The sequence below is a fragment of the Capnocytophaga sp. oral taxon 338 str. F0234 genome, from assembly GCF_000192225.1.
In the GTDB taxonomy this organism is placed as follows: domain Bacteria; phylum Bacteroidota; class Bacteroidia; order Flavobacteriales; family Flavobacteriaceae; genus Capnocytophaga.
Genome location: NZ_GL872413.1, coordinates 1257982 through 1282521 on the forward strand (window position 1 = coordinate 1257982; position 24540 = coordinate 1282521).

The 24540-nt window shown below is 34.7% G+C and carries 23 protein-coding genes; 13 read left to right on the forward strand and 10 right to left on the reverse strand.

All coding sequences use genetic code 11. The features are described 5' to 3' along the window. The first annotated feature begins 32 nt into the window (after window positions 1-32). Window positions 33-1838 carry an excinuclease ABC subunit UvrC gene (gene uvrC / locus HMPREF9071_RS05760; protein ID WP_040358044.1) on the forward strand — a complete coding sequence of 602 codons (1806 nt, stop codon included), beginning with the start codon at window positions 33-35 and terminating at the stop codon, window positions 1836-1838. Between the two features lie 83 nt (window positions 1839-1921). Here the strand turns inward: uvrC and HMPREF9071_RS05765 are convergent, their stop codons facing one another. The 4 genes from HMPREF9071_RS05765 to lpdA form a co-directional block, all read right to left on the reverse strand. After that, window positions 1922-2683 carry a type III pantothenate kinase gene (locus HMPREF9071_RS05765; RefSeq protein WP_009745654.1) on the reverse strand — a complete coding sequence of 254 codons (762 nt, stop codon included), beginning with the start codon at window positions 2681-2683 and terminating at the stop codon, window positions 1922-1924. Between the two features lie 17 nt (window positions 2684-2700). Continuing rightward, window positions 2701-3153: a 6-carboxytetrahydropterin synthase gene (locus HMPREF9071_RS05770; RefSeq protein ID WP_040358358.1), complete on the reverse strand. Its 453-nt coding sequence runs from the start codon at window positions 3151-3153 to the stop codon at window positions 2701-2703. 4 nt (window positions 3154-3157) lie between these two features. After that, complete coding sequence (folD, locus tag HMPREF9071_RS05775; RefSeq protein ID WP_009745656.1) at window positions 3158-4036, reverse strand: bifunctional methylenetetrahydrofolate dehydrogenase/methenyltetrahydrofolate cyclohydrolase FolD; 879 nt, start codon at window positions 4034-4036, stop codon at window positions 3158-3160. 123 nt (window positions 4037-4159) lie between these two features. Next, complete coding sequence (gene lpdA / locus HMPREF9071_RS05780; protein ID WP_009745657.1) at window positions 4160-5557, reverse strand: dihydrolipoyl dehydrogenase; 1398 nt, start codon at window positions 5555-5557, stop codon at window positions 4160-4162. Window positions 5558-5761: 204 nt separating this feature from the next. On the opposite strand from lpdA, the gene HMPREF9071_RS05785 reads away from it, so the two are divergent. Then, complete coding sequence (locus tag HMPREF9071_RS05785) at window positions 5762-6925, forward strand: glycosyltransferase family 4 protein (protein WP_050784930.1); 1164 nt, start codon at window positions 5762-5764, stop codon at window positions 6923-6925. Window positions 6926-7139: 214 nt separating this feature from the next. Here the strand turns inward: HMPREF9071_RS05785 and HMPREF9071_RS05790 are convergent, their stop codons facing one another. The 3 genes from HMPREF9071_RS05790 to HMPREF9071_RS05800 all read right to left on the reverse strand — a co-directional run bounded on the left by HMPREF9071_RS05790 (window position 7140) and on the right by HMPREF9071_RS05800 (window position 10342). Next, window positions 7140-8096 (reverse strand): D-2-hydroxyacid dehydrogenase, encoded by a 957-nt coding sequence (locus HMPREF9071_RS05790; protein ID WP_009745659.1) that lies wholly within the window; start codon window positions 8094-8096, stop codon window positions 7140-7142. A 9-nt stretch (window positions 8097-8105) separates the two neighbouring features. After that, window positions 8106-9170: a 3-phosphoserine/phosphohydroxythreonine transaminase gene (serC, locus tag HMPREF9071_RS05795; RefSeq protein WP_009745660.1), complete on the reverse strand. Its 1065-nt coding sequence runs from the start codon at window positions 9168-9170 to the stop codon at window positions 8106-8108. Between the two features lie 131 nt (window positions 9171-9301). Continuing rightward, entirely contained in the window at window positions 9302-10342 is a 1041-nt protein-coding gene (locus tag HMPREF9071_RS05800) for an acyl-CoA reductase (protein WP_009745661.1), read from the reverse strand. Between the two features lie 241 nt (window positions 10343-10583). Between HMPREF9071_RS05800 and HMPREF9071_RS05805 the strand changes: the two genes are divergently transcribed. From HMPREF9071_RS05805 to prfA, 3 genes are all read left to right on the forward strand, one after another. Beyond that, window positions 10584-10916 (forward strand): PadR family transcriptional regulator, encoded by a 333-nt coding sequence (locus tag HMPREF9071_RS05805; RefSeq protein WP_009745662.1) that lies wholly within the window; start codon window positions 10584-10586, stop codon window positions 10914-10916. 2 nt (window positions 10917-10918) lie between these two features. Beyond that, a complete protein-coding gene (locus tag HMPREF9071_RS05810; RefSeq protein ID WP_009745663.1) occupies window positions 10919-12634 on the forward strand; it encodes a PspC domain-containing protein in 1716 nt (571 codons plus the stop codon). A gap of 486 nt (window positions 12635-13120) precedes the next feature. Continuing rightward, the gene (gene prfA / locus HMPREF9071_RS05815) at window positions 13121-14194 is read left to right on the forward strand and encodes a peptide chain release factor 1 (RefSeq protein WP_040358045.1); all 1074 of its coding nucleotides are present in this window, start codon (window positions 13121-13123) and stop codon (window positions 14192-14194) included. A gap of 51 nt (window positions 14195-14245) precedes the next feature. Here prfA and HMPREF9071_RS05820 read toward each other — a convergent pair whose 3' ends face one another. Further along, the gene (locus tag HMPREF9071_RS05820) at window positions 14246-15106 is read right to left on the reverse strand and encodes a YicC/YloC family endoribonuclease (protein ID WP_040358046.1); all 861 of its coding nucleotides are present in this window, start codon (window positions 15104-15106) and stop codon (window positions 14246-14248) included. Window positions 15107-15247: 141 nt separating this feature from the next. Between HMPREF9071_RS05820 and HMPREF9071_RS05825 the strand changes: the two genes are divergently transcribed. The 3 genes from HMPREF9071_RS05825 to HMPREF9071_RS05835 all read left to right on the forward strand — a co-directional run bounded on the left by HMPREF9071_RS05825 (window position 15248) and on the right by HMPREF9071_RS05835 (window position 19353). Further along, entirely contained in the window at window positions 15248-16504 is a 1257-nt protein-coding gene (locus tag HMPREF9071_RS05825; RefSeq protein ID WP_009745667.1) for a sigma-54-dependent Fis family transcriptional regulator, read from the forward strand. Window positions 16505-16698: 194 nt separating this feature from the next. After that, the gene (locus tag HMPREF9071_RS05830) at window positions 16699-17967 is read left to right on the forward strand and encodes a M64 family metallopeptidase (protein WP_009745668.1); all 1269 of its coding nucleotides are present in this window, start codon (window positions 16699-16701) and stop codon (window positions 17965-17967) included. A gap of 90 nt (window positions 17968-18057) precedes the next feature. Further along, complete coding sequence (locus tag HMPREF9071_RS05835) at window positions 18058-19353, forward strand: hydroxymethylglutaryl-CoA reductase, degradative (protein ID WP_009745669.1); 1296 nt, start codon at window positions 18058-18060, stop codon at window positions 19351-19353. A gap of 36 nt (window positions 19354-19389) precedes the next feature. Here HMPREF9071_RS05835 and holA read toward each other — a convergent pair whose 3' ends face one another. Beyond that, window positions 19390-20391 (reverse strand): DNA polymerase III subunit delta, encoded by a 1002-nt coding sequence (holA, locus tag HMPREF9071_RS05840; RefSeq protein WP_040358362.1) that lies wholly within the window; start codon window positions 20389-20391, stop codon window positions 19390-19392. Window positions 20392-20429: 38 nt separating this feature from the next. Here holA and HMPREF9071_RS05845 point away from each other — a divergent pair, with 38 nt between their 5' ends. The 5 genes from HMPREF9071_RS05845 (at window position 20430) to HMPREF9071_RS05865 (ending at window position 23186) form a co-directional block, all read left to right on the forward strand. Beyond that, on the forward strand, window positions 20430-20876 hold the full coding sequence (locus HMPREF9071_RS05845) for a type I restriction enzyme HsdR N-terminal domain-containing protein (RefSeq protein ID WP_009745671.1): 447 nt from the start codon (window positions 20430-20432) through the stop codon (window positions 20874-20876). Between the two features lie 132 nt (window positions 20877-21008). Beyond that, window positions 21009-21602, forward strand: coding sequence for a lipoprotein signal peptidase (locus tag HMPREF9071_RS05850; RefSeq protein ID WP_009745672.1), 594 nt, complete (start codon window positions 21009-21011; stop codon window positions 21600-21602). Between the two features lie 234 nt (window positions 21603-21836). Then, complete coding sequence (locus HMPREF9071_RS05855; RefSeq protein WP_009745673.1) at window positions 21837-22265, forward strand: hypothetical protein; 429 nt, start codon at window positions 21837-21839, stop codon at window positions 22263-22265. A gap of 95 nt (window positions 22266-22360) precedes the next feature. Next, window positions 22361-22711, forward strand: coding sequence for a heavy-metal-associated domain-containing protein (locus HMPREF9071_RS05860; RefSeq protein WP_009745674.1), 351 nt, complete (start codon window positions 22361-22363; stop codon window positions 22709-22711). A 43-nt stretch (window positions 22712-22754) separates the two neighbouring features. Beyond that, a complete protein-coding gene (locus tag HMPREF9071_RS05865) occupies window positions 22755-23186 on the forward strand; it encodes an Rrf2 family transcriptional regulator (protein ID WP_009745675.1) in 432 nt (143 codons plus the stop codon). A gap of 79 nt (window positions 23187-23265) precedes the next feature. Here the strand turns inward: HMPREF9071_RS05865 and HMPREF9071_RS05870 are convergent, their stop codons facing one another. Continuing rightward, on the reverse strand, window positions 23266-24531 hold the full coding sequence (locus HMPREF9071_RS05870) for a tetratricopeptide repeat protein (RefSeq protein WP_009745676.1): 1266 nt from the start codon (window positions 24529-24531) through the stop codon (window positions 23266-23268). Window positions 24532-24540: the final 9 nt, after the last annotated feature.

Genomic DNA, 24540 nt, shown 5'->3' on the forward strand with positions numbered 1-24540 from the left:
TTTATCTTTGCATTTTGAAAAAGTAATAACTGATGATGACTGATATAAGCCTTCAAGTGCAAACGCTCCCTGATAATCCTGGTGTATATCAATTTTTTGATAATACGGATACTATTATTTATGTAGGTAAGGCAAAGAATCTTAAAAAACGTGTATCTTCTTATTTCAATAAAGAACATGATTCTCCTAAAACACGGGTATTGGTAAGCAAAATTGTACGTATAGAACATATTGTAGTAGCTACTGAGAATGATGCTTTATTGTTAGAAAATAATTTAATTAAGAAGTATCAACCACGTTATAATATTCTTCTCAAGGATGGAAAGAGTTATCCATGGATATGCATTTCCAATGAGCGTTTTCCCCGAGTATTTTTTACTCGAAAAGTATATAAGGATGGAGGTACTTATTATGGACCTTATACAAATTTAAAAATAGTACGTACTCTTTTGGACTTAATCAAAGACCTATATCCTTTGCGCAATTGTAGATTAGATCTCTCTCAAGAGAATATAGACAAAGGAAAGTACAAGGTTTGTCTTGAATATCATATCAAAAACTGTAAAGGACCCTGTGAGGGTTTACAAACAGAAGAAGAGTATAATCATAATATTCAACAAATCAAAGAGATACTTAAGGGAAATCTTAAAGAAGTTATTACTTATTTTAAGGAAGAGATGCTTAAGCATGCTCAAGCATTTCGTTTTGAAGAGGCACAGGAGATTAAACTTAAATTGGAGAGTTTGGAAAATTACCAATCAAAATCCACGATAGTGAGTACTAAAATCCATAATGTAGATGTATTTTCCATTGTTTCAGATGAGGAATATGCTTATATTAATTTTTTACAGGTTGCCCATGGGGCTATTGTACGTGGACATACCTTAGAAGTGAAGAAAAAATTAGAAGAAACCGATCAAGAACTACTCGAATTAGGAATTGTAGAGCTCAGAGAACGTTTTAAGTCCAATTCAAAGGAACTTATTGTACCTTTTCCTCTGAGTATGGAACTTTCTGAACAACTTACTATACCTAAGGCAGGGGAAAAATTTCAACTTCTACAACTTTCTGAACGAAATGCACAAGCCTACCGTCAGGAAAAGTTTAAGCAGGTAAAAATTACTGACCCTGAAAGGCATACGAATCGCTTACTTACTCAAATGCAACGGGATTTGCACCTTTCTGAGCCCCCAGCTCATATAGAATGTTTTGATAATTCTAATATTCAGGGAACTAATCCAGTAGCGGCATGTGTGGTGTTCAAGAATGCTAAACCTAGCAAAAAGGATTATCGCCATTTCAATATAAAGACTGTAGAAGGACCTAATGACTTTGCTTCTATGGAGGAGGTGGTCTATCGTCGTTATCGTCGTTTGTTGGATGAGGAAGAACCTTTGCCTCAACTTATTATTATAGATGGAGGGAAGGGACAATTAAGTGCTGCTCTTAAGGCTCTTGAACTTTTGGACTTAAGAGGTAAAATAGCCATTGTGGGAATAGCTAAGCGCTTGGAAGAAATCTTTTATCCAGGTGACTCTGTTCCTCTGTATTTGGACAAAAAATCAGAAACACTTAAGGTAATTCAGCACTTGCGTAATGAGGCACATCGTTTTGGGATTACTTTTCATAGGCAAAAGCGTAGTGCTAGTGCTATTCATTCCGAATTGGAACAGATTAGCGGAGTAGGTAAACAGACACAAGAAGCATTACTAAAACACTTTAAGTCGGTAAAGCGTCTCAAAGAAGCTCCAAAAGAGGAAATAATTGCCTGTATAGGTCTGTCAAGAACTCAAAAAGTCTGGGAGTATTTCCACCCCGCAGGGCAAAGTCTACAATAATGGAGTATGTGATATAATTGTTCTCTGAGTGAGTAATTCGTCCTTAAATAGTTCTTCTCCTTCGGGGAGAAACTGGGAGAGGATTATTTTTTGTGCAGATTGTAAAGTATGGATAATCCTTTGATAGTGTGATATTTATCGTCTATTTGGATTTTGGAAGTTAGCCTACTGAATACATGTCCTACTCCTCCTGTAGAGATAACTAAGAAATCACTTTCATAGGTATGTTTAATTCGTTCAATGAGTCCCTCTACCATAGCAGTATAGCCATAAATGATTCCGCTTTGCATACAGGTTTCCGTATCCATACCTAGAACGGATTTAGGTTCATTAAGTTCTATATAAGGAAGTTGAGCGGTATTATTAACTAGAGATTGTAAGGAAGTAACTACCCCAGGAGCAATGATTACTCCTAACATTTCCCCACTTTCGTTAACTCCTGTGAGGGTGAGGGCAGTACCAAAATCTATGATAATTTTCTTCTTTTCTGTGTACAGGTAATGAGCGGCTACTGCATTGGCATAAAGGTCAGTCCCCATTTGGTTGGAATGATGGCTAACGGCACTGGGAGTATCACGATTAACGATAAAAGGTTTTATAGAAAAGGTTTTCTGAAGCATTTTTGCAATGACTTGCGTTTGCTGAGGAACTACGGAACCTATTACAATTTTGTTAATTTTTCCAAAAGCATTCTTGTACTGTTCTTTATAGGTTTGGAAACTCATATAGAACTCTCCTGCAGTACGATAAGGCTTGGTAGCAATTGTCCAAGAAAGATGTATTTCTTTACTCTCAACTACCGCAAAACGGATGTTAGAATTACCAATATTGACAGCTAATAACATGTTACAAATTTAGTGAATTAGGGATTATCAGATGCATACCACTCAGCGAAGGAGCTTTCGGTTTCTTGTAAACGAAGGCTATAGAGTGATATATAGTTAGGTAGGTGAACTTGCAAGCGTTTGGCAAAATCTATAATAAGCATTTCGCTAGTAGGCTGATAGGGGAGAAGTACTACCCTATGTCCTTCTGCTTTTAGTTCTTCGGCTAATTTGTGGTGTGGACTATTTCCGTTGAAGAAGATTGTATGGTCAGATTCTTTGATAATATATTCATTGACAATATCCTTAATATCTCCAAAATCAATAACCATACCATTTTTTACATGTTCAGGGTTCTCTATAGGACTTCCAATCACTGTAACCCACAGTTTATAACTATGTCCATGAATATTCTTGCACTTACCATCATAACCATAGAGAGCATGTCCAGCTTCAAATTCAAATTTCTTTGTGATACAAATTTTAGTCATAGTGTTATTGAATTTTATATTTTCTTTTGTAAGCATTGAGGGTATTCTTCATAAGCATAGCAATGGTCATGGGACCTACTCCTCCAGGGACAGGAGTAATATAGCTTACTTTTTCCTTTACGTATTCAAAATCAACATCACCCACAATACGAAACCCTTTTTTAGTGGTTGTATCAGCTATACGAGTAATGCCTACATCAATAATAGCGGCTCCTTCTTTGACCATGTCTGCCTTTAAGAATTTGGGTATTCCTAAGGCAGCAATGATGATATCCGCTTTCTTAGTAAGTTCAGATAAGTTCTGGGTATGACTATGGGTAAGGGTTACAGTAGCATTCCAAGGCTTTTGTGAAAGAAGGATACTTATAGGGCGCCCTACAATGTCCGAACGACCTATTATTACTACATCTTTTCCATCAGTAGGGATATGGTATTGGCTAAGAAGTTCTAAGATACCGTAAGGAGTAGCTGGAATGAAAGATTTTAATCCTAAAGCCATACGACCAAAATTAGTAGGATGGAAACCATCGGCATCCTTGTCAGGATTTATAGCTAAGAGTATTTCCTGCTCATGAATATGCTTAGGTAATGGGAGTTGCACAATAAAACCATCTACAGAATCATCTTCATTGAGCCTATGGATTTGTTTGAGAAGTTCTTCTTGAGATATATTCTTAGGCATCTCCAATACAGAAGATGTGAAACCTACTTTCTGACAGGCAGTAACCTTATTATTCACATAAGTCATGCTTGCTCCATTATCCCCTACTAAGATAGCGGCTAAGTGTGGAACTCTATAGCCCTTCTTTTTGAGAATATTTACTTCTTTGGCAATGGTTTCTTGTACAAGCGAAGAGGTCTTTTTACCATCTAATAATATCATTGGGTTTTTAAGATTGAGTGTAGAAGATATTTTTTATATAAGCAATGTAGGAACGAATGGATATTCATCCCTACATTTGTATAACAAGTTATTGACTAAAACAAAACATTGTCTTAGTAAAGATTAAATGTCAATAGCTTCTCCATAAGCAGCTGCTACAGCCTCTTTTACACCTTCACTCATGGTAGGGTGAGGGTGTACTGCCTTAAGGATTTCATGAGCAGTAGTCTCCAACTTACGAGCGACTACAGCTTCTGCAATCATATCGGTAACTCCTGCACCAATCATGTGACAGCCGAGCCATTCACCATATTTAGCATCGAAAATGACTTTTATAAATCCTTCTGTAGCTCCAGCAGCATTGGCTTTACCAGAGGCAGTGAATGGGAACTTACCTACTTTAATATCATAGCCTTTTTCTTTAGCTTGTTTTTCGGTAAGTCCTACAGAAGCAATTTCAGGAGTACAATAAGTACAGCCAGGAATGTTACCATAGTTAATAGGTTCTACATGTAAGCCTTTGATCTTTTCTACACAGAGGATACCTTCGGCAGAAGCTACGTGAGCTAAGGCTTGTCCAGGGACTACATCCCCGATGGCATAATAGCCAGGAACATTGGTTTGGTAGAACTCATTTACTTGGATTTTATCACGGTCAGTTTTAATACCTACAGCTTCTAATCCGATATTTTCAATATTGGTTTTGATACCTACAGCGGAGAGAAGAATATCTGCTTCAAGCACCTCTTCTCCTTTAGCGGTTTTTACAAATGCCTTAACCCCTTTTCCTTTGGTATCTACTTTAGTTACTTCAGAGGAAGTCATGATATTAATACCAAGTTTTTTGAAACTCTTTTCTAATTGTTTAGAGATTTCTTCATCTTCCACAGGAACAATATTAGGCATGAACTCTACTACAGTCACTTCTGTGCCTATAGAATGGTAGAAATATGCAAATTCGATTCCTATAGCACCACTTCCTACAATAATCATTTTCTTAGGTTGTTCAGGGAGGGTAAGAGCTTGGCGGTAGCCAATAATTTTCTTACCATCTTGAGGAAGAGCCGGTAATTCACGAGAGCGTGCACCAGTGGCAATAATAATATGGTCTGCACTATATTCAGTTACTTTGCCATCCTTGTCCTTCACTTCTACCTTCTTGCCAGGTTTTAGGGTACCATATCCATTGATGACTTCAATTTTATTTTTTTTCATAAGGAATTGTACTCCTTTGCTCATAGTGCCGGCTACATCGCGGCTACGCTTTACAATGGCAGAGAAATCTTTATCAAATCCTTTGTCTTTTACTTTAATTCCGTAACTTTCGGCATGCTTAAGATATTCAAACACTTGAGCAGATTTCAAAAGTGCTTTGGTAGGAATACATCCCCAGTTAAGGCATACCCCCCCAAGATTCTCTTTTTCAATAACAGCTGTTTTGAAGCCTAACTGAGAGGCACGGATAGCGGTTACGTATCCACCGGGACCACTACCTAATACTATAACATCGTACTTATTCATTGTAAAATATTTTATGTTCTAAAAAACGGCACGAAATTACGAATTTTATTTGTTATAAAGAAAAAATTTTTCCGAAAATTTTCTATCTTTTTATAACCCCTTAATTTGAAAGAAGTTTGGATTTTTTTGTAATATTTTTTAGAGATTATTGTTTTATTTCCTAAATAATTTTTTATCTTTGCAGGAGTAAAAAATCGTATGGTTATGCAATACGTGTATAGTAATCTTTCCTTTGAATTATTATCTTTTTTTGTTGTTTTACAATCCTTTATAGTTTCTTACTTAGTAATACCAAGAATTATTGCTATAGTCAAAATAAAAAACTTGATGGATAATCCAAATCGGAGAAGCTCTCATAAGGAAAAGACTCCTACTATGGGGGGGGTTGCCTTTTTTGCAAGTCTGCTCAGTAGCTTTTATTTTCTACAAGAATATGATACTTATAAATTAGGATTATCATTAGTAATAGGGCTTTTAATACTTTTTTACATAGGAGTAAAGGATGATCTAATAGGAGTTGCTCCTCGTACTAAAATAATAGGACAAATACTTGCTTTTATGTTTGTAATAGATAGTCAGGAATTATCAATTATGTCTCTTGATGGTTTCTTAGGTGTTTATGAATTGCCATTATGGATTTCTTATTTCTTAGGAGTATTTATCATTATAGCTATTGTGAATGCTTATAATCTTATAGATGGAATAAATGGGTCTGCATCTATGTTGGGAATTATGATATTTAGTATTTTTTCTTTCATTTTTTACCAAACAAAAGATTATTACTTTGTATTGCTTTCTTTGAGTTGCATAGGCTGTTTGCTTGCATTTCTTAGATATAATATATCGAAAACAAAAAATATATTTATGGGAGATACGGGTTCTCTTTTAATAGGACTTATTATAGGTATTTGTACACTTCGTTTTCTGAATTTGTCCGTTGAAAATCTTGCTTTAGCTAATATAAAGTATTATAACAAGTATGTTCTTATATTTATTATTTTATTTATTCCTTTTGTAGATACTATGCGAGTATTCCTTATTCGTATTTTCAAACATAGAAGTCCCTTTTTTGCTGATAGAAATCATATACATCATATTATGATAGATTATATGAAACTCTCTCATATACAGGCAAGTTTAGTATTGACATTGTTTAATTTTATAGTATTTATATTATTTTATATAGCTAATTTATATTTATCAACAATTGTGTTATTTATACTGTTTATTTTATTTATAATAGGAACTGTTTTACTTGTTTTCTATTATAATAGAAGTTTTTCAGTACGTAGGAATAAACAAAAAATACAAAAAATACTGGATAGTACTCCCATAGGAAGAAAGAGAAAATTAAAAAACACAAAATAAAGCAAAAGTAGATGTACAAACTGATTACCAATTTTTAAGATATCTCCTTGAAATACTCAAATAGAATAACTAAGGTAGATTTTGACTCATTACATAATATTTTTAGCTTGAAAAAACTTGAGGAGTTTTTAATTTGCAAGAGGCCATTCGAAAAAGAATAGCCTCTGTTTCTTTTTCATGTTATAGGAATTACCTTTTATAGCTTAGAGTTTATTTAGTTTTTCTTAAATTCTTTAATGATCTGTTCGGCTAGTTCATCTCCTATGCGCTCTTGTGCTTCTATGGTAGAGGCTCCTATATGAGGAGAAAGTGATATATGGGGATGCATGAGTATTTTGATAGAAGGTGTAGGTTCATTTCTGTATACGTCTAAGCCTGCAAAAGCTACTTTCTCGTGTTCTAAGGCATGTAGAAGCGCATCTTCATCCACTACACCACCACGAGATAAATTGATAATTCCTACTCCATCTTTCATTTGCTGGAACTCATGTTCTCCTATAATAGCATCTTTTTGGGCAGGGACGTGTAGGGTAATGAAATCAGCTTGTTTTAGCAGTTCCTCTTTTTTGATAGTATATATATCAAAGTCAAGACTGCGACCGTCAAAGAAAGAAAGAGTAATAGTAGCCTTTTCATGATGAGGATCATGAGCTATGACCTTCATTCCTAATCCCAAAGCGATAGTGGCTACTGCTTTCCCAATACGTCCTAATCCTATAATACCCAAGGTTTTTCCTCTGAGTTCCTGTCCTTTGGCATAATTCTTCTTAAGTTGAGCAAAATGAGTATCTCCTTCTAAGGGCATGTTTCGGTTGGCATCGTAGAGAAAGCGTACGCCATTGAAGAGGTGAGCAAATGTGAGTTCTGCTACTGAATAGGAGGAAGCATTGGGAGTATTAATTACTTTAATACCTTTTTCTTGTGCATATTTTACATCTATGTTATCCAGCCCTACCCCCCCTCGTCCGATGAGTTTAAGAGATGGGCAAGCCTCTATGAGATCTTTCTTGGCTTGGGTTGCTGAACGTACTAGGAGTATTTCTACTTGTTCCTTATTAATAAAGTCAGCTAATTGGTTTTGAGCTACTTTGGTGGTAATCACTTCAAAACCTACCTTACTGAGTGTATCTATTGCCTGTTGGCTGATACCATCATTGGCTAATATTTTCATAAGTATTTTTTATACAGTTTTCTCAAAATGTTTCATCACATCAACCAGAAGTTGTACACTTTCTATAGGCAAAGCATTATAGATAGAAGCTCGGTAACCTCCTACACTTCTGTGACCTTTAATGCCATTAATACCTGCTTCACTCCAAAGCGTATTAAAGCGATCAGTGAGGGATTCATTAGTAAGATTAAAGACTACATTCATACGAGAACGGTCTTTTATATCAGCATAGCCTTTGAATAATGGATTTCTATCTACTTCTTCATAAAGAATACGTGCTTTTTCTTTATTCTTAGCTTCGATAGCTTTGATACCTCCTTGCTTCTTGAGCCATTCCATAGTAAGCAAACATGTATACACAGCAAAAGTGGGAGGAGTATTGGTCATGCTTTGGTTCTTGATATGTACTTGATAGTTGAGGTAGGTAGGAATTTTATGGGTTACCTTTCCTAGTATGTCCTCGCGAACAATAACTAAAGTAGCTCCCGCACTTCCTATGTTCTTTTGAGCCCCTGCATAGATGAGAGCAAACTTATCAAAAGGCATTTCTTTAGAAAAAATATCTGAACTCATGTCTGCAATTAAAGGAATATTTACCTCAGGATACTCGAAATATTCTGTTCCATAAATAGTATTATTGGTAGTAATATGCAAATAATCAGCATCTTTAGGGATTGTGTAAGAAGTAGGGATATTCCTATATCCATTATCTCGGGAAGAGGCAACAATATCAATATTTCCTACAAATTGAGCTTCTGTAAGGGCTTTGTGAGACCAGGTACCTGTATCTATATAAGCTCCTTTGTGTTCAAGCAGGTTCAAAGCAGTGGAGTAGAACTGGAGGCTAGCACCTCCTTGTAGAAATAATGCCTGATATCCTTTTCCCGTGAGTCCTGCTAATTCCAGAGCTAAGTCTCTGGCACGTTCCATGATGTCAACAAATTCTTTACTACGGTGGGATATTTCCAAAATAGAAAGTCCTGTACTCTCTAACTCAAGAACTGCCTGAGATGCTTTTTCCAATACAGAAGAAGGCAGGATAGCAGGACCTGCATTGAAATTATGTTTTTTCATATTCCTTTATTTAACGTATTTATCTCTATAATAATTTTCTCTCTTAACAATAAGGTACAAATTTGTCTCTTAATAAGGGTTTTATTTAAGAAAACGGGGCAAAAGTACTATTAAAAAATAAGGTAAACAAATTAATTAATATTATTTAAGAAAGTCATTGTATCCACCCCATCGGCATAGTCAGATAAGGAAGGAATTTGTGTTTGTCCAAAGGGAATAGTGTGAGGAATATTTCCCTTGCTTACAATGCATTGTATTTGCTCTTTGTCAGCCTCTAAGTGTTGTGTGAGTGTCGATATATTTTTATATCGTTCATAAAAAAGAGTTGCGATAGGAGAGGCATATTTTTGGTCTTCTTTCAGTAGAAGAAATCCATTTTCTAAAAGTTTGAAGAGGCTCATAAGGTATACTGCTTTGTTATAATCGTAGTTGTTGAGATATTTCTGATGCTGTAATAGAGTATGATAGGAGTAAATAGCTTCAAAGAAGGGATTAAAATTATATGTTTCAGGTACGAATATTTTAGAGACACTTCTACAACCTAGACCAAAATATCTAAAAATGTCTTCTCCTAAATTATGCAACTCCTCAGGAGTTTCTTCTCCAGTAAGTACAGCTACTGAATTGCGATTCTTACGAATAATATGAGGTTTTTTTCCAAAATAGTATTCAAAGTAACGAGCAGTATTATTGCTTCCTGTTGCGATGACGGCATCAAAGTCGGTAATTCTCTCTTGAGAGAAGTGAGTTAAATCTGCAAAAATAGAATTGATAGCTTTGAGCTTTTCCATGAGGAAAGGGAGTAAAACCTCATCATGGGAGGAGAGCTTGACAATAGCTTTATTGCCAGAAAGGAGTACACAGAGTAGATCATGAAAGCCTACTAAGGGGATATTTCCTGCTAAGATAAGAGCTACCTGTTTAGGAGATTTTTTCTTAATAGAATAGGCGGAAAGCCATTTGCTTAAACTTTCTTCTTTCAGGAGGTTTGTCCAATGCTGTAATGCAAAAAGACAGTTTTCTCTATTAAACCAAGCATTGTGTTGTTCAGCCTTCTGTAGCACTATTTCTAAATCATGATACAGTGAAGCCTGTTTTCCACATAGGAAAAAGTCATTAAGCATATTGCCTAAAGTAGCAAAGGCTTGTATTCTTTGTTGTAGGGTGTGCATGGTAATCTTTTTAAGGATGCAAAAATACGAATAATAATGATTATTGGTTAAATGATTAGTGATTAATTAAATAAAAATAATAATTAATTATTAAATATATTCCTTATCAAATTTAACTTTTCTTTAATCGCTGATATTCTTATAGTTATAACAAAAAATAAAAAATATTAAAAAATAATACTACTTTGTTTTGCAAGGTACTGAATTTTTTTTATAATTTTGTAGCACAAAAAGGATACTTATGGAAGCTATTAATTTAGAAAAAATCAAAACCCAAATGCGAAAGGGTGTATTGGAGATGTGTATCCTCTCCATTATTCATAAGAAGGAGGAAGTATATGCATCGGACATTATGGAAGCACTCAAACAAGCAGACATGATTGTAGTGGAGGGTACCCTCTATCCACTCATGACTCGTCTGAAAAATGCTGAACTGCTAAACTATTCTTGGCGAGAATCCACCTCAGGACCACCCAGAAAGTATTACACACTTACTGACAAGGGATATTCCTTCCTTAGGGAAGCCCTTGCCTCATGGAATGAATTACAAACAACAATAGCCAAACTTATTTAATCATGGACAAAACACATAATATTAGCTTAGGCGGTTTTTCTTTTACAATAGAAAATGATGCCTATCAGAAACTCTCCACTTATCTTATGAAGGTGCGTCAATTTTTAGGAGACTCCTCCGATACCAATGAGATTATCTTTGATGTAGAGCAACGTATGGCAGAACTACTAAAAGCTCATACACAAACAGTTGAAGTGGTTACCCAAGAAGATGTGGATTACCTTATAGAAGTTTTGGGTAAGCCAGAACAATATGTAGATGAATCCCAAGAGGCTATTACCGAAGAGAAAAGGACTAAATTTTCCTTTAAAGGAAGAAAGCTCTACCGCGATATGGATGATAAAAAAATAGGTGGAGTACTCTCTGGAATTAGTTATTATTTCCAGATAGATGTTTCTTTGTTACGAATTATCTTTTTATTACTGTTCTTAACTAATAGTTTTGCCTTTTTCTTTAGTACTTCTTTCTGGTTATTGCTCTATATTATTTTTTGGGTAGTAGTGCCACCAGCCAATACAACTGCAGAAAAGTTGGAGATGAAAGGAGTAGCAGTGAATTTGGATACACTTTCCTCATTCAAGGAAAATACTCATTCTCAGAGAAAAGAATGGTATAGAAGTGTGACAGATTGGAAATTAGGAGGCGTGTTGGGAGGTTTTGCTCAGTGTTATTCGCTCAACAGCACTTGGCTGAGAATAGGATATGTTATCTTTAGCTTACTTTTCTTCTTCACAAGGAATGTGGGGATGCTCTTTCCTGTTATTCTTTACCTTATTTTATGGGTTTTGCTTAAGAAAGAAGGAAAAGAAGATGAAAAAAATAGAAATGCAGTGAAGGAGAGTAGTGACAAAATCTCTAAAGAGTCCCATAGTTCCTCTTTCTTTTGGAGTTTTTTTAGAATATTTTTTAAAGCTATAGGATATTTTATTGCTACGATTATTTTTATAGTTCTATTTTCTGTATTTTTATCATTGCTCCTCAGTTTATTAGGAGTAGGATTTGCGGGAGGAATTACCTCGGTATTGCTTACTGATTATGCTCCTTTTATTTTATCAGAATGGCAAAAAGTATTATTTTATATTATTTTAGCAATAGCTTTTGTGTTGTTGTTTTCTATACTTGTATTATTCTGTTTCAAAATCTTTTCCTCATCGCATTACAAAACGCCAAAGGCTTGGTTCTTGGCAAATATTCTACTCTTTGTTTTTTCTCTTCTGGGAGGGCTTACTCTTGCAGCAAGTGTCTGTAAGAACTTTGTGGCTGAGAATAGAGCAGAGGAAAAAATACCAATAAACGTCTCTTCCGATACACTTTTCATTCAGGAAAAGCATATAGCTCCCTGGCAATATAGCATACTCTTGGATAGTAAAGGTGATGGTAAAAGTGGAAAAGTACATTTCTTAAAATTAGCCTCTACACAGGAGAAAACGCCCTTTTTACTTGTGGAGACTTATTCTAAAGGGAGAAATATAGATGATGCTTTAGAGAATGCCCAAAAAATAAACTTCCCTTTAGAGATTAAAGATAACAATATTCAAATTCCTAATGGATTTTCACTAAAAAAGGGAAACCCTTTTCGCTTTCAGGAAGTGTATATAAAGTTATTTGTCCCCTCAGGAAAGGTAGTCAATTTCTCTTCATTTCCCACAATGAAGAGAGGAAGTATGCTTCCACAAGGCACTTTTCAAGCGATCAATGATAGCATTATAAAAAAATAGCAATCCTCAGAAGTCTCATAAAATAATTTTTGATTAGCTTTAAAACAGAGATATTCCACATATCTCTGTTTTTTCTTTTAATAAAACCTTACAATCCAATTGTAAATGTACGACATTTTTGAAGTTTTGTCAAGTTAAAAATTTATTAAAACAATAAGATATAAAAACTTTTGATGATAAATAATTTGAAAAACTGGCGATGATAGCGATCTCTTTTACATCATCTTTCTTCTTCTTTTTTGTATAAGTATTTTTCTTATTCTTCGTCTTTGTTTTAAGCGATAATAACAATTATTGTATCGCTACCTGCGATAATAGGGATAGGTAGATTATTGCTTTCAATAGAATATTGCACGCTTCTAACAATTCCTTTTTCAGTTACTTTAATAATGTTGTATCTTTGTGATATGTTAAAAGATTAGGAGAAAACGGTGTTCATTTCACAAAATTGTATTATTTTTGCACCTTGATAAAATAATATGGGATATGTTAGCACGATTAGATATTGTAAAACAACGATTTGATGAGGTTTCTGACCTTATTATCCAACCGAATATCATAGCTGACCAAAAGCGCTATGTACAGCTTACAAAGGAGTATAAGGAGCTTAAACAACTTATGGATAAGCGTGAGGAATATATTGTTATAACAGGAAATATTGCTGAGGCAGAGGAAATCATAAAGGACGGAAGTGATGCTGAAATGGTAGAGATGGCACATCTTCAATTGGAAGAAGCCAAAGAAAGACTTCCTCAGCTTGAAGAGGAAATAAAATTCTTACTTATTCCTAAAGATCCTGAGGATAGTAAGAATGCAGTGATGGAAATCCGTGCAGGGACAGGAGGAGATGAAGCATCAATCTTTGCAGGAGATCTTTATCGTATGTATAGTAAGTATTGTCAGGATAAGGGATGGAGTGTTTCTGTAATGGATATGAATGAAGGTACTTCAGGGGGATTTAAGGAAATCATCTTGGAAATCAACGGAGAGGATGTATATGGCACATTGAAATTTGAAGCAGGTGTACATAGGGTACAGCGCGTGCCACAAACTGAAACACAGGGACGTGTACATACCTCTGCAGCCACTGTTATAGTATTGCCTGAGGCAGAAGAGTTTGATGTAGAACTTAATATGGAGGACGTTAAGATTATCCGAACTACTTCCACAGGTCCTGGAGGGCAGTCTGTCAATACAACTTATTCAGCTATTCAACTTCAACATATCCCTACAGGAATAGAAGTACGTTGCCAAGATGAAAAGTCTCAACATAAGAATCTTGATAAGGCACTGAAAGTGCTCCGTTCTCGCCTATATGAGATGGAACTTGCTAAGAAGATGGAGGCCGACTCAGCTCGTCGTAAGAGTATGGTGTCCAGTGGTGACAGAAGTGCTAAAATACGTACTTATAACTATCCTCAAGGGCGTGTTACTGATCATCGCATCGGGCTTACCCTCTACGATTTAGGCAATATCATCAATGGAGATATTCAGCGCCTTATTGACGAACTTCAATTGGCTGAAAATACTGAAAAACTTAAGGAGGGAGACATTTTTTAATAAGGTAAAAGATAGTAGTTAATAATGTTCTATTACCTTTTACTTTTTTCTTTACAAGATATTGAGTACTTGTTCTTTTATTTTCTCTAGTTCGTTTTTCATTAGTACAACAATTTGTTGCATTTGTGCATGATTGGCTTTTGAACCTAATGTATTAATTTCTCTCCCTATTTCTTGAGCAATAAAGCCAAGTTTTCGTCCGCTGGATTGAGGTTCATTTAAAGTAGTAAGGAAATAGTTTAGGTGATTGGCAAGGCGCACTTTTTCTTCAGTGATATCCAGTTTTTCAAAATAAAAGATTAGCTCTTGTTCAAAGCGATTTTCATCCACTCGGTCTTTTATTTCCTCAATGGCTTTCTCCATACGATTGCGGATAGCTGCTAACCTTTCGGAATCTAGCTGTTCTATTTCTTGTAGGAGTTGTTGAATATTTTGGATATGTAGTACGAAGTCCTTTTCAAGAATAGCTCCCTCGGTGGTACGAAACTCCTGTAACTGCTTGAGTGCTTCAAGTAAATGTATCTCTATCTGAGTGAATTCTTCTTCATCAACTTCTTCTATGGGAATAGTAAGGGCATCAGGCATACGTACAGCCATTTTCAGAAGTTCCCATTGAGGGGCATTGGGAGTAATGGCTTGCATTTGTTTGATATATCCTTGTACAATAGGAGCATTGATAGTAGAGTTGGTACTCTCAGAGGTGTTTTCTACTGTAAGGATAAAATCAATTTTTCCACGTTCTAAAGTATCTGAAATAAGTTTCCTTAAAGGAAGTTCTTTTTCTCTATAAACTTGAGCAATGCGGGTATTAAGATCTATTGCCTTACTATTAAGGGACTTTATCTCAATAGTAATTTTCTTATCTTCTAATTGAAGCGTGCTTTTTCCAAAGCCAGTCATGGATTGTATCATCTTCTCAAAGGTTCTGTTTGACGTGTGCAAAGGTACTAAAATATCCTTTAGAAATATCAAAAAGTTCTTTAAAATTGCATATTGTAAATTAATTTTGTACATTTGCAAAGTTTTTATATTTAATCAAGGAAAATCCATAGAATGGACATTCAATCTGTAAAACAACGTTTTGGAATTATAGGAAATGACTCCAAACTAAATCTTGCTATAGAAAAGGCAGTCCGTATAGCTCCCACCGATGTTTCTGTACTGATAACAGGTGAGAGTGGAGTAGGAAAGGAGGCATTTGCACATATTATACATACCCTCTCCAGCAGAAAACATGGCAAGTACATAGCTATTAACTGTGGAGCTATTCCAGAAGGAACTATTGATTCTGAGTTATTTGGTTTTAAGGCTGGAAGTTTTACTCATGCAGGGAAAGAGGATAAAAAAGGGTATTTTGAGGAAGCCAATGGAGGCACTATTTTCTTGGATGAAGTAGGGGAGCTCCCTCTTTCAGCACAGGTACGACTCTTGCGGGTGTTGGAGAATGGAGAGTTCATCCGTGTGGGAGACTCTACTCCTCGAAAAACCGATGTGCGTATTGTGGCAGCAACGAATGTAAAAATGCAAGAAGCTCTCAAGAAAGGGCGCTTTCGTGAAGACTTATATTATAGACTTAATACAGTAGAAATTTTCTTGCCACCGTTAAGAGATAGAAAGGAGGATATACATCTATTATTTAGAAAGTTTGCTTCGGATTTTGCACAGAAGTACCGAATGCCTACTATACAACTCTCTGAAGAAGCTGTAAAAGAACTTATTCGTTATCGCTGGCCTGGCAATATTCGTCAGCTTAAGAATATTGCAGAACAAATTTCCGTGGTAGAACAAAAAAGAGAAATTTCTGCTGAAACGCTTCTTTCCTATTTACCTCAAGAAGGAGGTAGTAATTTGCCAGCTATGATTTCACAAACTAAAACGGAAAGTGATTTTGCCTCTGAGAGAGAAATTCTTTATAAGGTACTCTTTGATATGCGTAATGATCTGAATGACCTTAAGCAACTTACCTTTAAACTTATTGAAGAAGGTAATACGCCTAAAGTACAGGAGGAAAATCAAACACTTATTCACAAGCTGTATGGCTCACAGGGAACCCCTTATTCTGATACAAATAGCGAACCAGCTATGATGTTACTCTCTCATGAAAAATCTCCTTTGGTGCGTGGGCATCGCCATTATGATTTTGCTGAAGAGATTCAAGAAGAAGAACCTATTTCCCTGCAAGATAAGGAAGTAGAACTTATAAGGAAAGCATTAGAACGGCATCGTGGTAAGCGTAAGGAAGCTGCTAAGGAACTAGGTATTTCTGAAAGAACGCTCTACCGAAAAATAAAACAATATGATTTAGAATAAGTTTTTATTTTGTACATGAATCCTATTTTTATTGGATATTGAATGGATACAATTTAAAAAAAGAATATAAGGAATTTACTTTTTAAAGAAAATGTATAGGAAAACGATAATTAATATAATATAATCGTAGAAAAGATTGTTTATTTTCAAAAAAAATTGTAATTTTGCGAGAGTAACATTAATTCTATTACATAATGAAAAAAATTATCACCCTTGTAGCCTTATTATTCGTAGGAGTAAGTCAGGCACAGTCCTATGACACTTATTTTACAAAGGAGGCGTTGCGATTGGATTTTTACCTTTATGGAACGAAAAATACAATCAATGCCACCCTTAAAGGGCTTAAGCAAGAACCTCTTTTTGGCGGTTCTCATACACATCTGATACATCCTAATCAGGGAGAATATCGAGTACAAGTGAAGGAGAAAGACTCTCATAAAGTACTTTATTCCAAAGGAATGGTTACGCTCTTTGAAGAATGGCAAAGTATGGAGACAGATGATAAAAAAGTAGAATTCTTTGAAATTCCCTGCCAAGTACCTTTTCCTAAACAAGTGGTAGAGGTAACCTTTGATCGAAGGCTCAGAAACGGTAGCTTTCAGACTATTTTCCAAACGAAAATAGATCCTACTGACTATAGAATTATAAAGGATACTCCACCTCAGTATCCCATCAAAACTATTCTTGAGAATGGAAGTTATGAAAAGAAATTGGATATTGCTGTACTTCCCGAAGGATATACTCAAGCAGAGATGGATAAGTTCCTTTCAGATGCAAAAAGACTTTTTGATTATCTTTTCTCTATTGCTCCATATGATAAGTATAAGAAAAATTTTAATATTTATGCTATATTAAGTCCTTCTCAGGAAAGTGGGACAGATATGGAGGGAAGCCCAACCAATTATAAGAATACGTTATTTGATTCTCATTTTTATTCCTTTGGCTTGGACAGATACCTAACCTGCCCCTCCTTATTTAAGGTGGCAGATGTTGCCAGTGGAGTGCCTTATGACCAGTTATTTGTAATTGTCAATACAAAAGAATATGGAGGAGGAGCCTTTTATAATTTAATAAATCTGAATGTATCAGATAACAAATATGCCGAAAAGACTTTTGTACATGAGTTTGGTCATGGATTAGTAGGTTTGGCAGATGAATATTATTATGAAGAGGGAATGGGAAGTCGTTACAATCTAAAAATAGAACCTTGGGAAGCAAATATTACTACCTTAGTGAACTTCCAAAGTAAATGGAAGGATCTAGTAGATAAAAAAACACCAATCCCTACTCCACGTACGGAGAAATACAAAGACAAGGTAGGCGCTTTTGAAGGAGGGGGATATCTCTCTAAGGGGATGTATAGCCCTATGCAGGATTGTAGAATGAAGTCCATACAGAGCAATGAATTTTGTCCTGTATGTACTCGTGCTATAGAAAGGACAATGCGTTTTTATGCAGAATAAATAATTGATTGAAGAAATACACTTTGATTGTAGTGTGTCTCAGACAATCAAAGTGTATTTTTTAATTTTATCTAATCTAATCTAATAAAAATGATTAACGGTTTCTCAAAACTTACTAAGAAACAAAAACGACAATGGATCTACCAGAACTATCTTTTCCAATATTTTCCGGAAGAAGTATTCTCTATCTATGATTTGTCTGATGATAAGTTACAGAAGCTACATGATGATTTCATAGAAAATACAATAGGAAACTATGTGCTACCCTTAGCAGTAGCTCCGAATTTCTTTATTGACGACCATTGTTATACAGTTCCCATGGTATTGGAGGAAAGTTCTGTAGTGGCAGCAGTAAGTAAAGCTGCTAAATTCTGGTCGCAGCATGGAGGCTTCCATTGTCGGGTACGTAGCATGGAAAAAGTGGGGCATATACACTTATTTTTTGATGGTAATAAACAAGAGTTATTTCAGTTCTTTAGCCAGATAGAGCCCTTGTTATATAAAGAGACCCAGCCACTTACTGAAAATATGCGAAGGAGAGGAGGAGGAATTTCTTCCATTATGCTTAAGGATATGACAGATTCCTTAGAACATTACTATCAAGTATTTGTTACTTTTCTCACAGGGGATGCTATGGGAGCTAACTTTATCAATTCATGTCTGGAACAGATGACCAAAACGATAGAAAGAGAGTCAATAGCTCGCTTGACCAAAGGCTCCTTAGAAGTGCTTATGAGCATCCTCTCCAACTATACTCCTCAATGCTTAGTGAAAGCAGAGGTATCAACTCCTGTTTCCCAGATGTCATTTGAGGATATAGAAGGTGTTACTTTTGCCACTGATTTTGTTCGCGCTATAGCTATAGCCAATGCCGATGTATATAGGGCAGTTACTCATAATAAGGGTGTTATGAATGGAATAGATGCTGTAGTTATTGCTACCGGAAATGATTTTCGCGCAGTGGAGGCTGCAGCTCACGCTTATGCTACTAAAGACGGTAGATATAAGAGTCTTACTCAAGCCTGTATCAAGGATGATATTTTTCATTTTAGTATAGAAATTCCTCTAGCTATAGGTACAGTAGGAGGACTAACCAAGCTCCACCCTATGGTTAGGACAGCTATGAAAATTCTTGAAAATCCTTCAGCAGAAACACTTATGAAAATTATTGCTTGTGTGGGATTAGCACAGAACTTTGCAGCAGTGAGTTCCTTAATTACTCATGGTATTCAAAAGGGACACATGAAAATGCACTTAGCAAACATCCTTAACCAATTAGGCGCTACTTCAGAGGAAAAGCAGCAAATCATAACATACTTTAAGAATAAAACAGTCTCTTATAGTGAGGTAGTGCAACTTTTTAATCAAATAAAGGGCAGAGAGTAAAGACAAATCACCCAATGATTAACTTTGTTGGTATTATCAGTTAAGTATTTTCACCATAAGTTCCTTAAGAATATCATAGAAGGAGATAGAACCACTTTCCACACCTTTGCTTTTAAGGTCAGCTTCTTTAATAACCTCCATACAAAAACTGATTTTTCTCAAGGGATATTTGGCAGCAGCAAGCCTGTAATCTTTCAAAAAATAGGGATTTATTCCCATTTCTCTTGCCAATTCTGCATCGGATTTTCCAGTAGAACTAGAGTAGATAAATAGGTTTCTGAAGTATCTGTATAGATTTTCTGTAATCATAGCTATGGGATTATCCTTTTGATTTTCATTAAAGTATTTAATAATTTGTATGGCTTTGGGAATATCCTTTTGTCCGATGGCATTTTGTAGTTCATATACATTGAAATCCTTACTAATACCTATGTTCTGCTCTATATGAGCAGGGGTAATTTCAGTACCTTTGGTAAGGATTATTTTTAGTTTATTCAGTTCATTGGCAATACGACTCAGATCTGTCCCCAAGAAGCTAATGAGTAGTTGGCTGGCTATTTGGGTAATAGTATATCCACTTTCCTTTAAATAGCTACTAATCCATTTTGCTGTATCATTTTCATATAGTTTTTTACCTTCAAAATAGACATACTTTTTAAGTTCTTTAGCTAATTTGGTCTTTCCATCTATTTTTCCATATTTGTAACATAGTACCAAGAGAGTTGTCGGAGAAGGATTTTCTACATAAGGGAGTAGTTGTGCAATGGTACGGCTAAGTTCCTGTGCTTCTTTAACAATGATTACTCTTCTTTGTGCCATCATGGGATACTCTCTTGCATAGTGGATAAGTGAATCTATAGTGATATCCTTTCCATAAATAACCTGTTGGTTGAAAGCCTTTTCCTCTTCAGAAAGTACATTCTCTTCAATATAATTACTGATAAGATCAATGAAATAAGGTACTTCTCCTGAGAGATAATAAATAGGACTATAATTATTTTTTTTCAGTTCGGCTAAGATTTTTTCTACTTCGTTCATGTTATTTTTGTAAGCTTCTTTTTTGTATATTTGCACCTATGCAAGCATTGAATTTTCCAATATATGAATTTCGGTTCAAAAGTAATGAAAATAAATCATATATTTTTGATGTTATCCGAAAAAAATTTGTGGTGCTCACTCCAGAGGAGTGGGTTAGGCAACATGTTATACATTTTCTCTTAGAAGAGAAGAAATACCCAAAATCCTTAATGAATGTAGAGAGAAGAATACAAGTTAATCATCTTATTAAACGGTATGATATAGTTCTTTATCGCTCTGATGGTAGCATTTTCTTGGTGGTGGAATGTAAGGCACCACATATGGAGATAACTCAAGAGGTATTTGATCAAATAGCTCGCTATAATATGACACTGAAAGCGGAAAATTTGATGATAACCAATGGATTGAAACACATTTTTTATCAAATAAATGGTGAAAAGAAAGCGTATATATTCCTTAAAGAACTTCCTGATTTTTATCTTTAAATAATTTTCTAAAAATTATCACTAATTATTGAGCACTAATCATTAAAAAGTTGTATCTTTGTACTCCATTTGGGTGAGTGGATAGTATAATGTAATTAGCTATAATTTTTTTACCTTGTCTTTTATTTAATTATGAAATTATCACATGCTAGCCTTATAATATTCTTGGTATTATTGTTAGACCAAGTCAGTAAGATATATATAAAAACCCATTTCATGATAGATCAGTCTATCCATGTATTCGATTGGTTCCATATACGTTTCATTGAAAATCCAGGAGCAGCATGGGGAGTTAAGATACCAGGAATGTATGGTAAACTTATTCTGACTATTTTTAGAATCATAGCAATCATGGGGATTGGTTATTGGTTATGGGATTCAGTAAAGAGGAAAGCTCCTAAGATTTTAATTATTTCCATTGCTCTTATTTTTGCTGGAGCTTTGGGAAATATTATTGATTCTATACTTTATGGAGTGATTTTTGATAGTAGTGTGAATAATGTAGCTACTTTCATGAGTAACCATCCTTATGGGACACTTTTTCATGGTAAAGTAGTGGATATGCTTTATTTTCCTCTGATAGATACCACCCTTCCGGAATGGGTACCTTATTATGGAGGAAGTAGATTTACATTTTTTGATCCTGTTTTTAATATTGCCGATGCTTCTATTAGTATAGCTGTGGGATTGTTGATAATTTTTAATAAGAAAGCTTTTAAAAAATAGTTGTAAATACGTTAACAAAAATTATGTGTAATTAGTATTTTAGAAGAGAAAAATGTTTGTTTATTAACTATTAATTAGTAATTATTAAGAGTTGCCTTTTCTTTTGATAAAAATAAGATTGGGTACCTAAGAAAATAAATTTAGAAAAAAAATAAAAAAAGTAGTATTTTATTTTCAAATAAGAAAAAAGTTTATACCTTTGTGCAAAATTTAAACAAGTAAAAGAGTAATTTTATGGATACAAATCTATTTGAAACTTATGTAAAAGCTATGCACCAGGAGGTGCCTGGTTTTATTTCTATCACTGTGGTAAGTACAAATGATGGTAATACTATTGCGTATGAGGCAGCTTCTAATGTTGATAATCGCTTGTCCAGTGCTTTCCAAGTAGAAATTTTAAGACAAGCCACTAAAGCATTAGGATATGTAGAAGGGCTTAATGATAAAAATATTGAACGTATTGAAATTGCCCTTAAAGAACAGTTACATGTGTTATTTTCCTCTAAAAATCGCCAGTTCTTGGTACATTTGATTCTTGATGGAACAAAATACAATATTGCCATTACAAAAATGTTACATGAAAAATTCTTCAAAGCTGTAGAGGACAGTTATGTACCTTCAGCAGAAGAACAACAAACTGTAAGGAGGAGATTATTCTTCTAATGATAGATTTAAAAAAATATTAAATGCTCTTCCATGTGAAGGGCTTTTTGTGTTGATTTTCTAACTAATTGTAATATATACTAATCATTAATTATATGAAAAAGATTGTTTTAATAGTTGTCTTCTCTTTTTTTCTAAGTAATTGTGCTAATTCAAGTGCACCTGAATCCAAGCAGAAAGAAAAAGTTTCTAAAGAGGAAGGGACTACTGCTTTACAAACAGAACAAATAACTCTCAAAATAGAGGGTATGAAATGTCCTCATGGATGTGCTGCCATGATAGAGAAAAATCTTAAAAATACGCAAGGAGTAAAGGAGGCTGAGGTGAATTTTGATACAAAAGCAGCTGTTATCTCTTATGATAGTCATAAACTTTCTATAAAAAATCTTATTTCTGTTATTGAAAATACCAATGGTGGAGATGCTTACACTGTAGTAACAGAATAAGAAAATTAATTTTTAAGGAAGTTTAATTATAAAGCAGTAGAGTATGTTATCAAATTCAAGTAAATATGCAATTAATGCCGTGTTATATCTGGCTATCAATTCATCGGTAAATAATAAGAAAGGAGTAAAGGAGATAGCAGAGACATTACAGATTCCCACTGCTTTTTTAGCTAAGATTCTACAGGTTTTAGCAAAGAAAGAAGCTATTTGTTCAACAAAAGGACCAGGAGGGGGATTCTATTTAACGGAAGAAAAAGCAAAAGCTCCTTTAGCGAGTATAGTTCATTATATAGATGGTAGTGATAAATTTGCTGTTTGTCTTTTAGGAATAAGGTCGTGTTCTGAGGAGATTCCTTGTCCAATGCATTATGCAGTAAAACCTTTTAAAGTACGATTTTTAGAAGAATTAGAAAAGCACAGTATAGAATATTTTGCAGCTAAAGTAAGAAACGGAGAAGCCTACTTAATGGTCTGATAAGTAGATTTTTAGTGAGTTTAGTGTAAAAGAGAGAGGCTACCCTTTTCGGGTAGCCTCTCTCTTTTGTAGAAAATGTCTATTTATTTTTTTCAAGTAATGTTTTAATCCTCTTGTAATTATCCATATCATTCAAAGCCATATAGATGTTTTTGAGTTGTTCTAGAACATCGTGATTAGGTTTTTTGGCATTATTCTTTATATAATCATTCAATACATCGGTTGCTTTTCTAAACAGATTATCCTTTTGATTCTTAAGCTCATCATATTGCTTAATGTCTTCAGCAGTGTTTCCCAAAGCATTCATTTGTTCTACAAGAGCATTTCCCTCATTGGTATAGCTAATGGCATAATTTAAGGCTGCGTTTGCATTGTCAGGAGCTATTTTTAGTGCTTTTTGGAAATACTTTCTTGCTTCCTCATTTTTACCCTGTTGAAGGTTCATTACCCCAATATTATATTGAGCATCAGCATTATCAGGCTGGAGTTCAGTGGCTTCTTTCATAAGAGCTTCAAACTTATTCATATCCCCCAATTGGTAATATACATTAGCCTCCTGCATAATAAGGTTTGCATTTTTAGGATAATGCTTACGAGCATATTCAAAAGCTTTAATTGCCTCCTCTTTGTTTCCTTGTGCTACATAAATATAAGCAATAGCCTGTATAATTTCTGCTTTTTTGGAAGGGGTTCTCTCTTGAGTAGGGTCGCTATAATTACCTGTTTTCATCTTCATGTCACGAGTATTCTTATCAGCAGATTTTTCTATGAGCCCAGTTTCTTTATTTTTAGCAGCATATAGGATTTCAGATCCATCATACTTTAAATTCTTCAATTCTAAGAAATACTTTAATGCTAGATCATTTTCTTTGGCTTGGCTGGCGGAGACAGCGGCATTATATAAGAATAAGGTATCCTTAGGACTGAAACGATAAACCTGTTCAAAAGCAATAGCTGCATTTTTGAAATCATTTTTTTGATAGAAAGCTTGACCCTTATCTACGGCGAGCTTAGCTACATCTGCTTTGAGATTTTCTACCTCCGTAGATATTTTACCTCCTGCTTTTTTAGCTTCAGCTAAGGAAGTGGACGCTTCAGTTAAAGAGTTCATCACATCCTTTCCTGCAATAGCTTTTCTTAAGGCAATCTCTCCTTTTAAAAAGTAATATTCAGCTGAAAACTTTCTATCGGATAATGCAGCACTCTTCACTCCTTCTAATAGTTCTTGAGCTTGGGAAAGATTGTTCCTGTCAATGGCTCTTTTAATCTCTTTTAATTCTTTTTTTTGAGCAAAAGAAACAGCAGAAAGTGCAAGAGTTGCTATTAATAAAACACTTTTTCTCATTGTAACTTA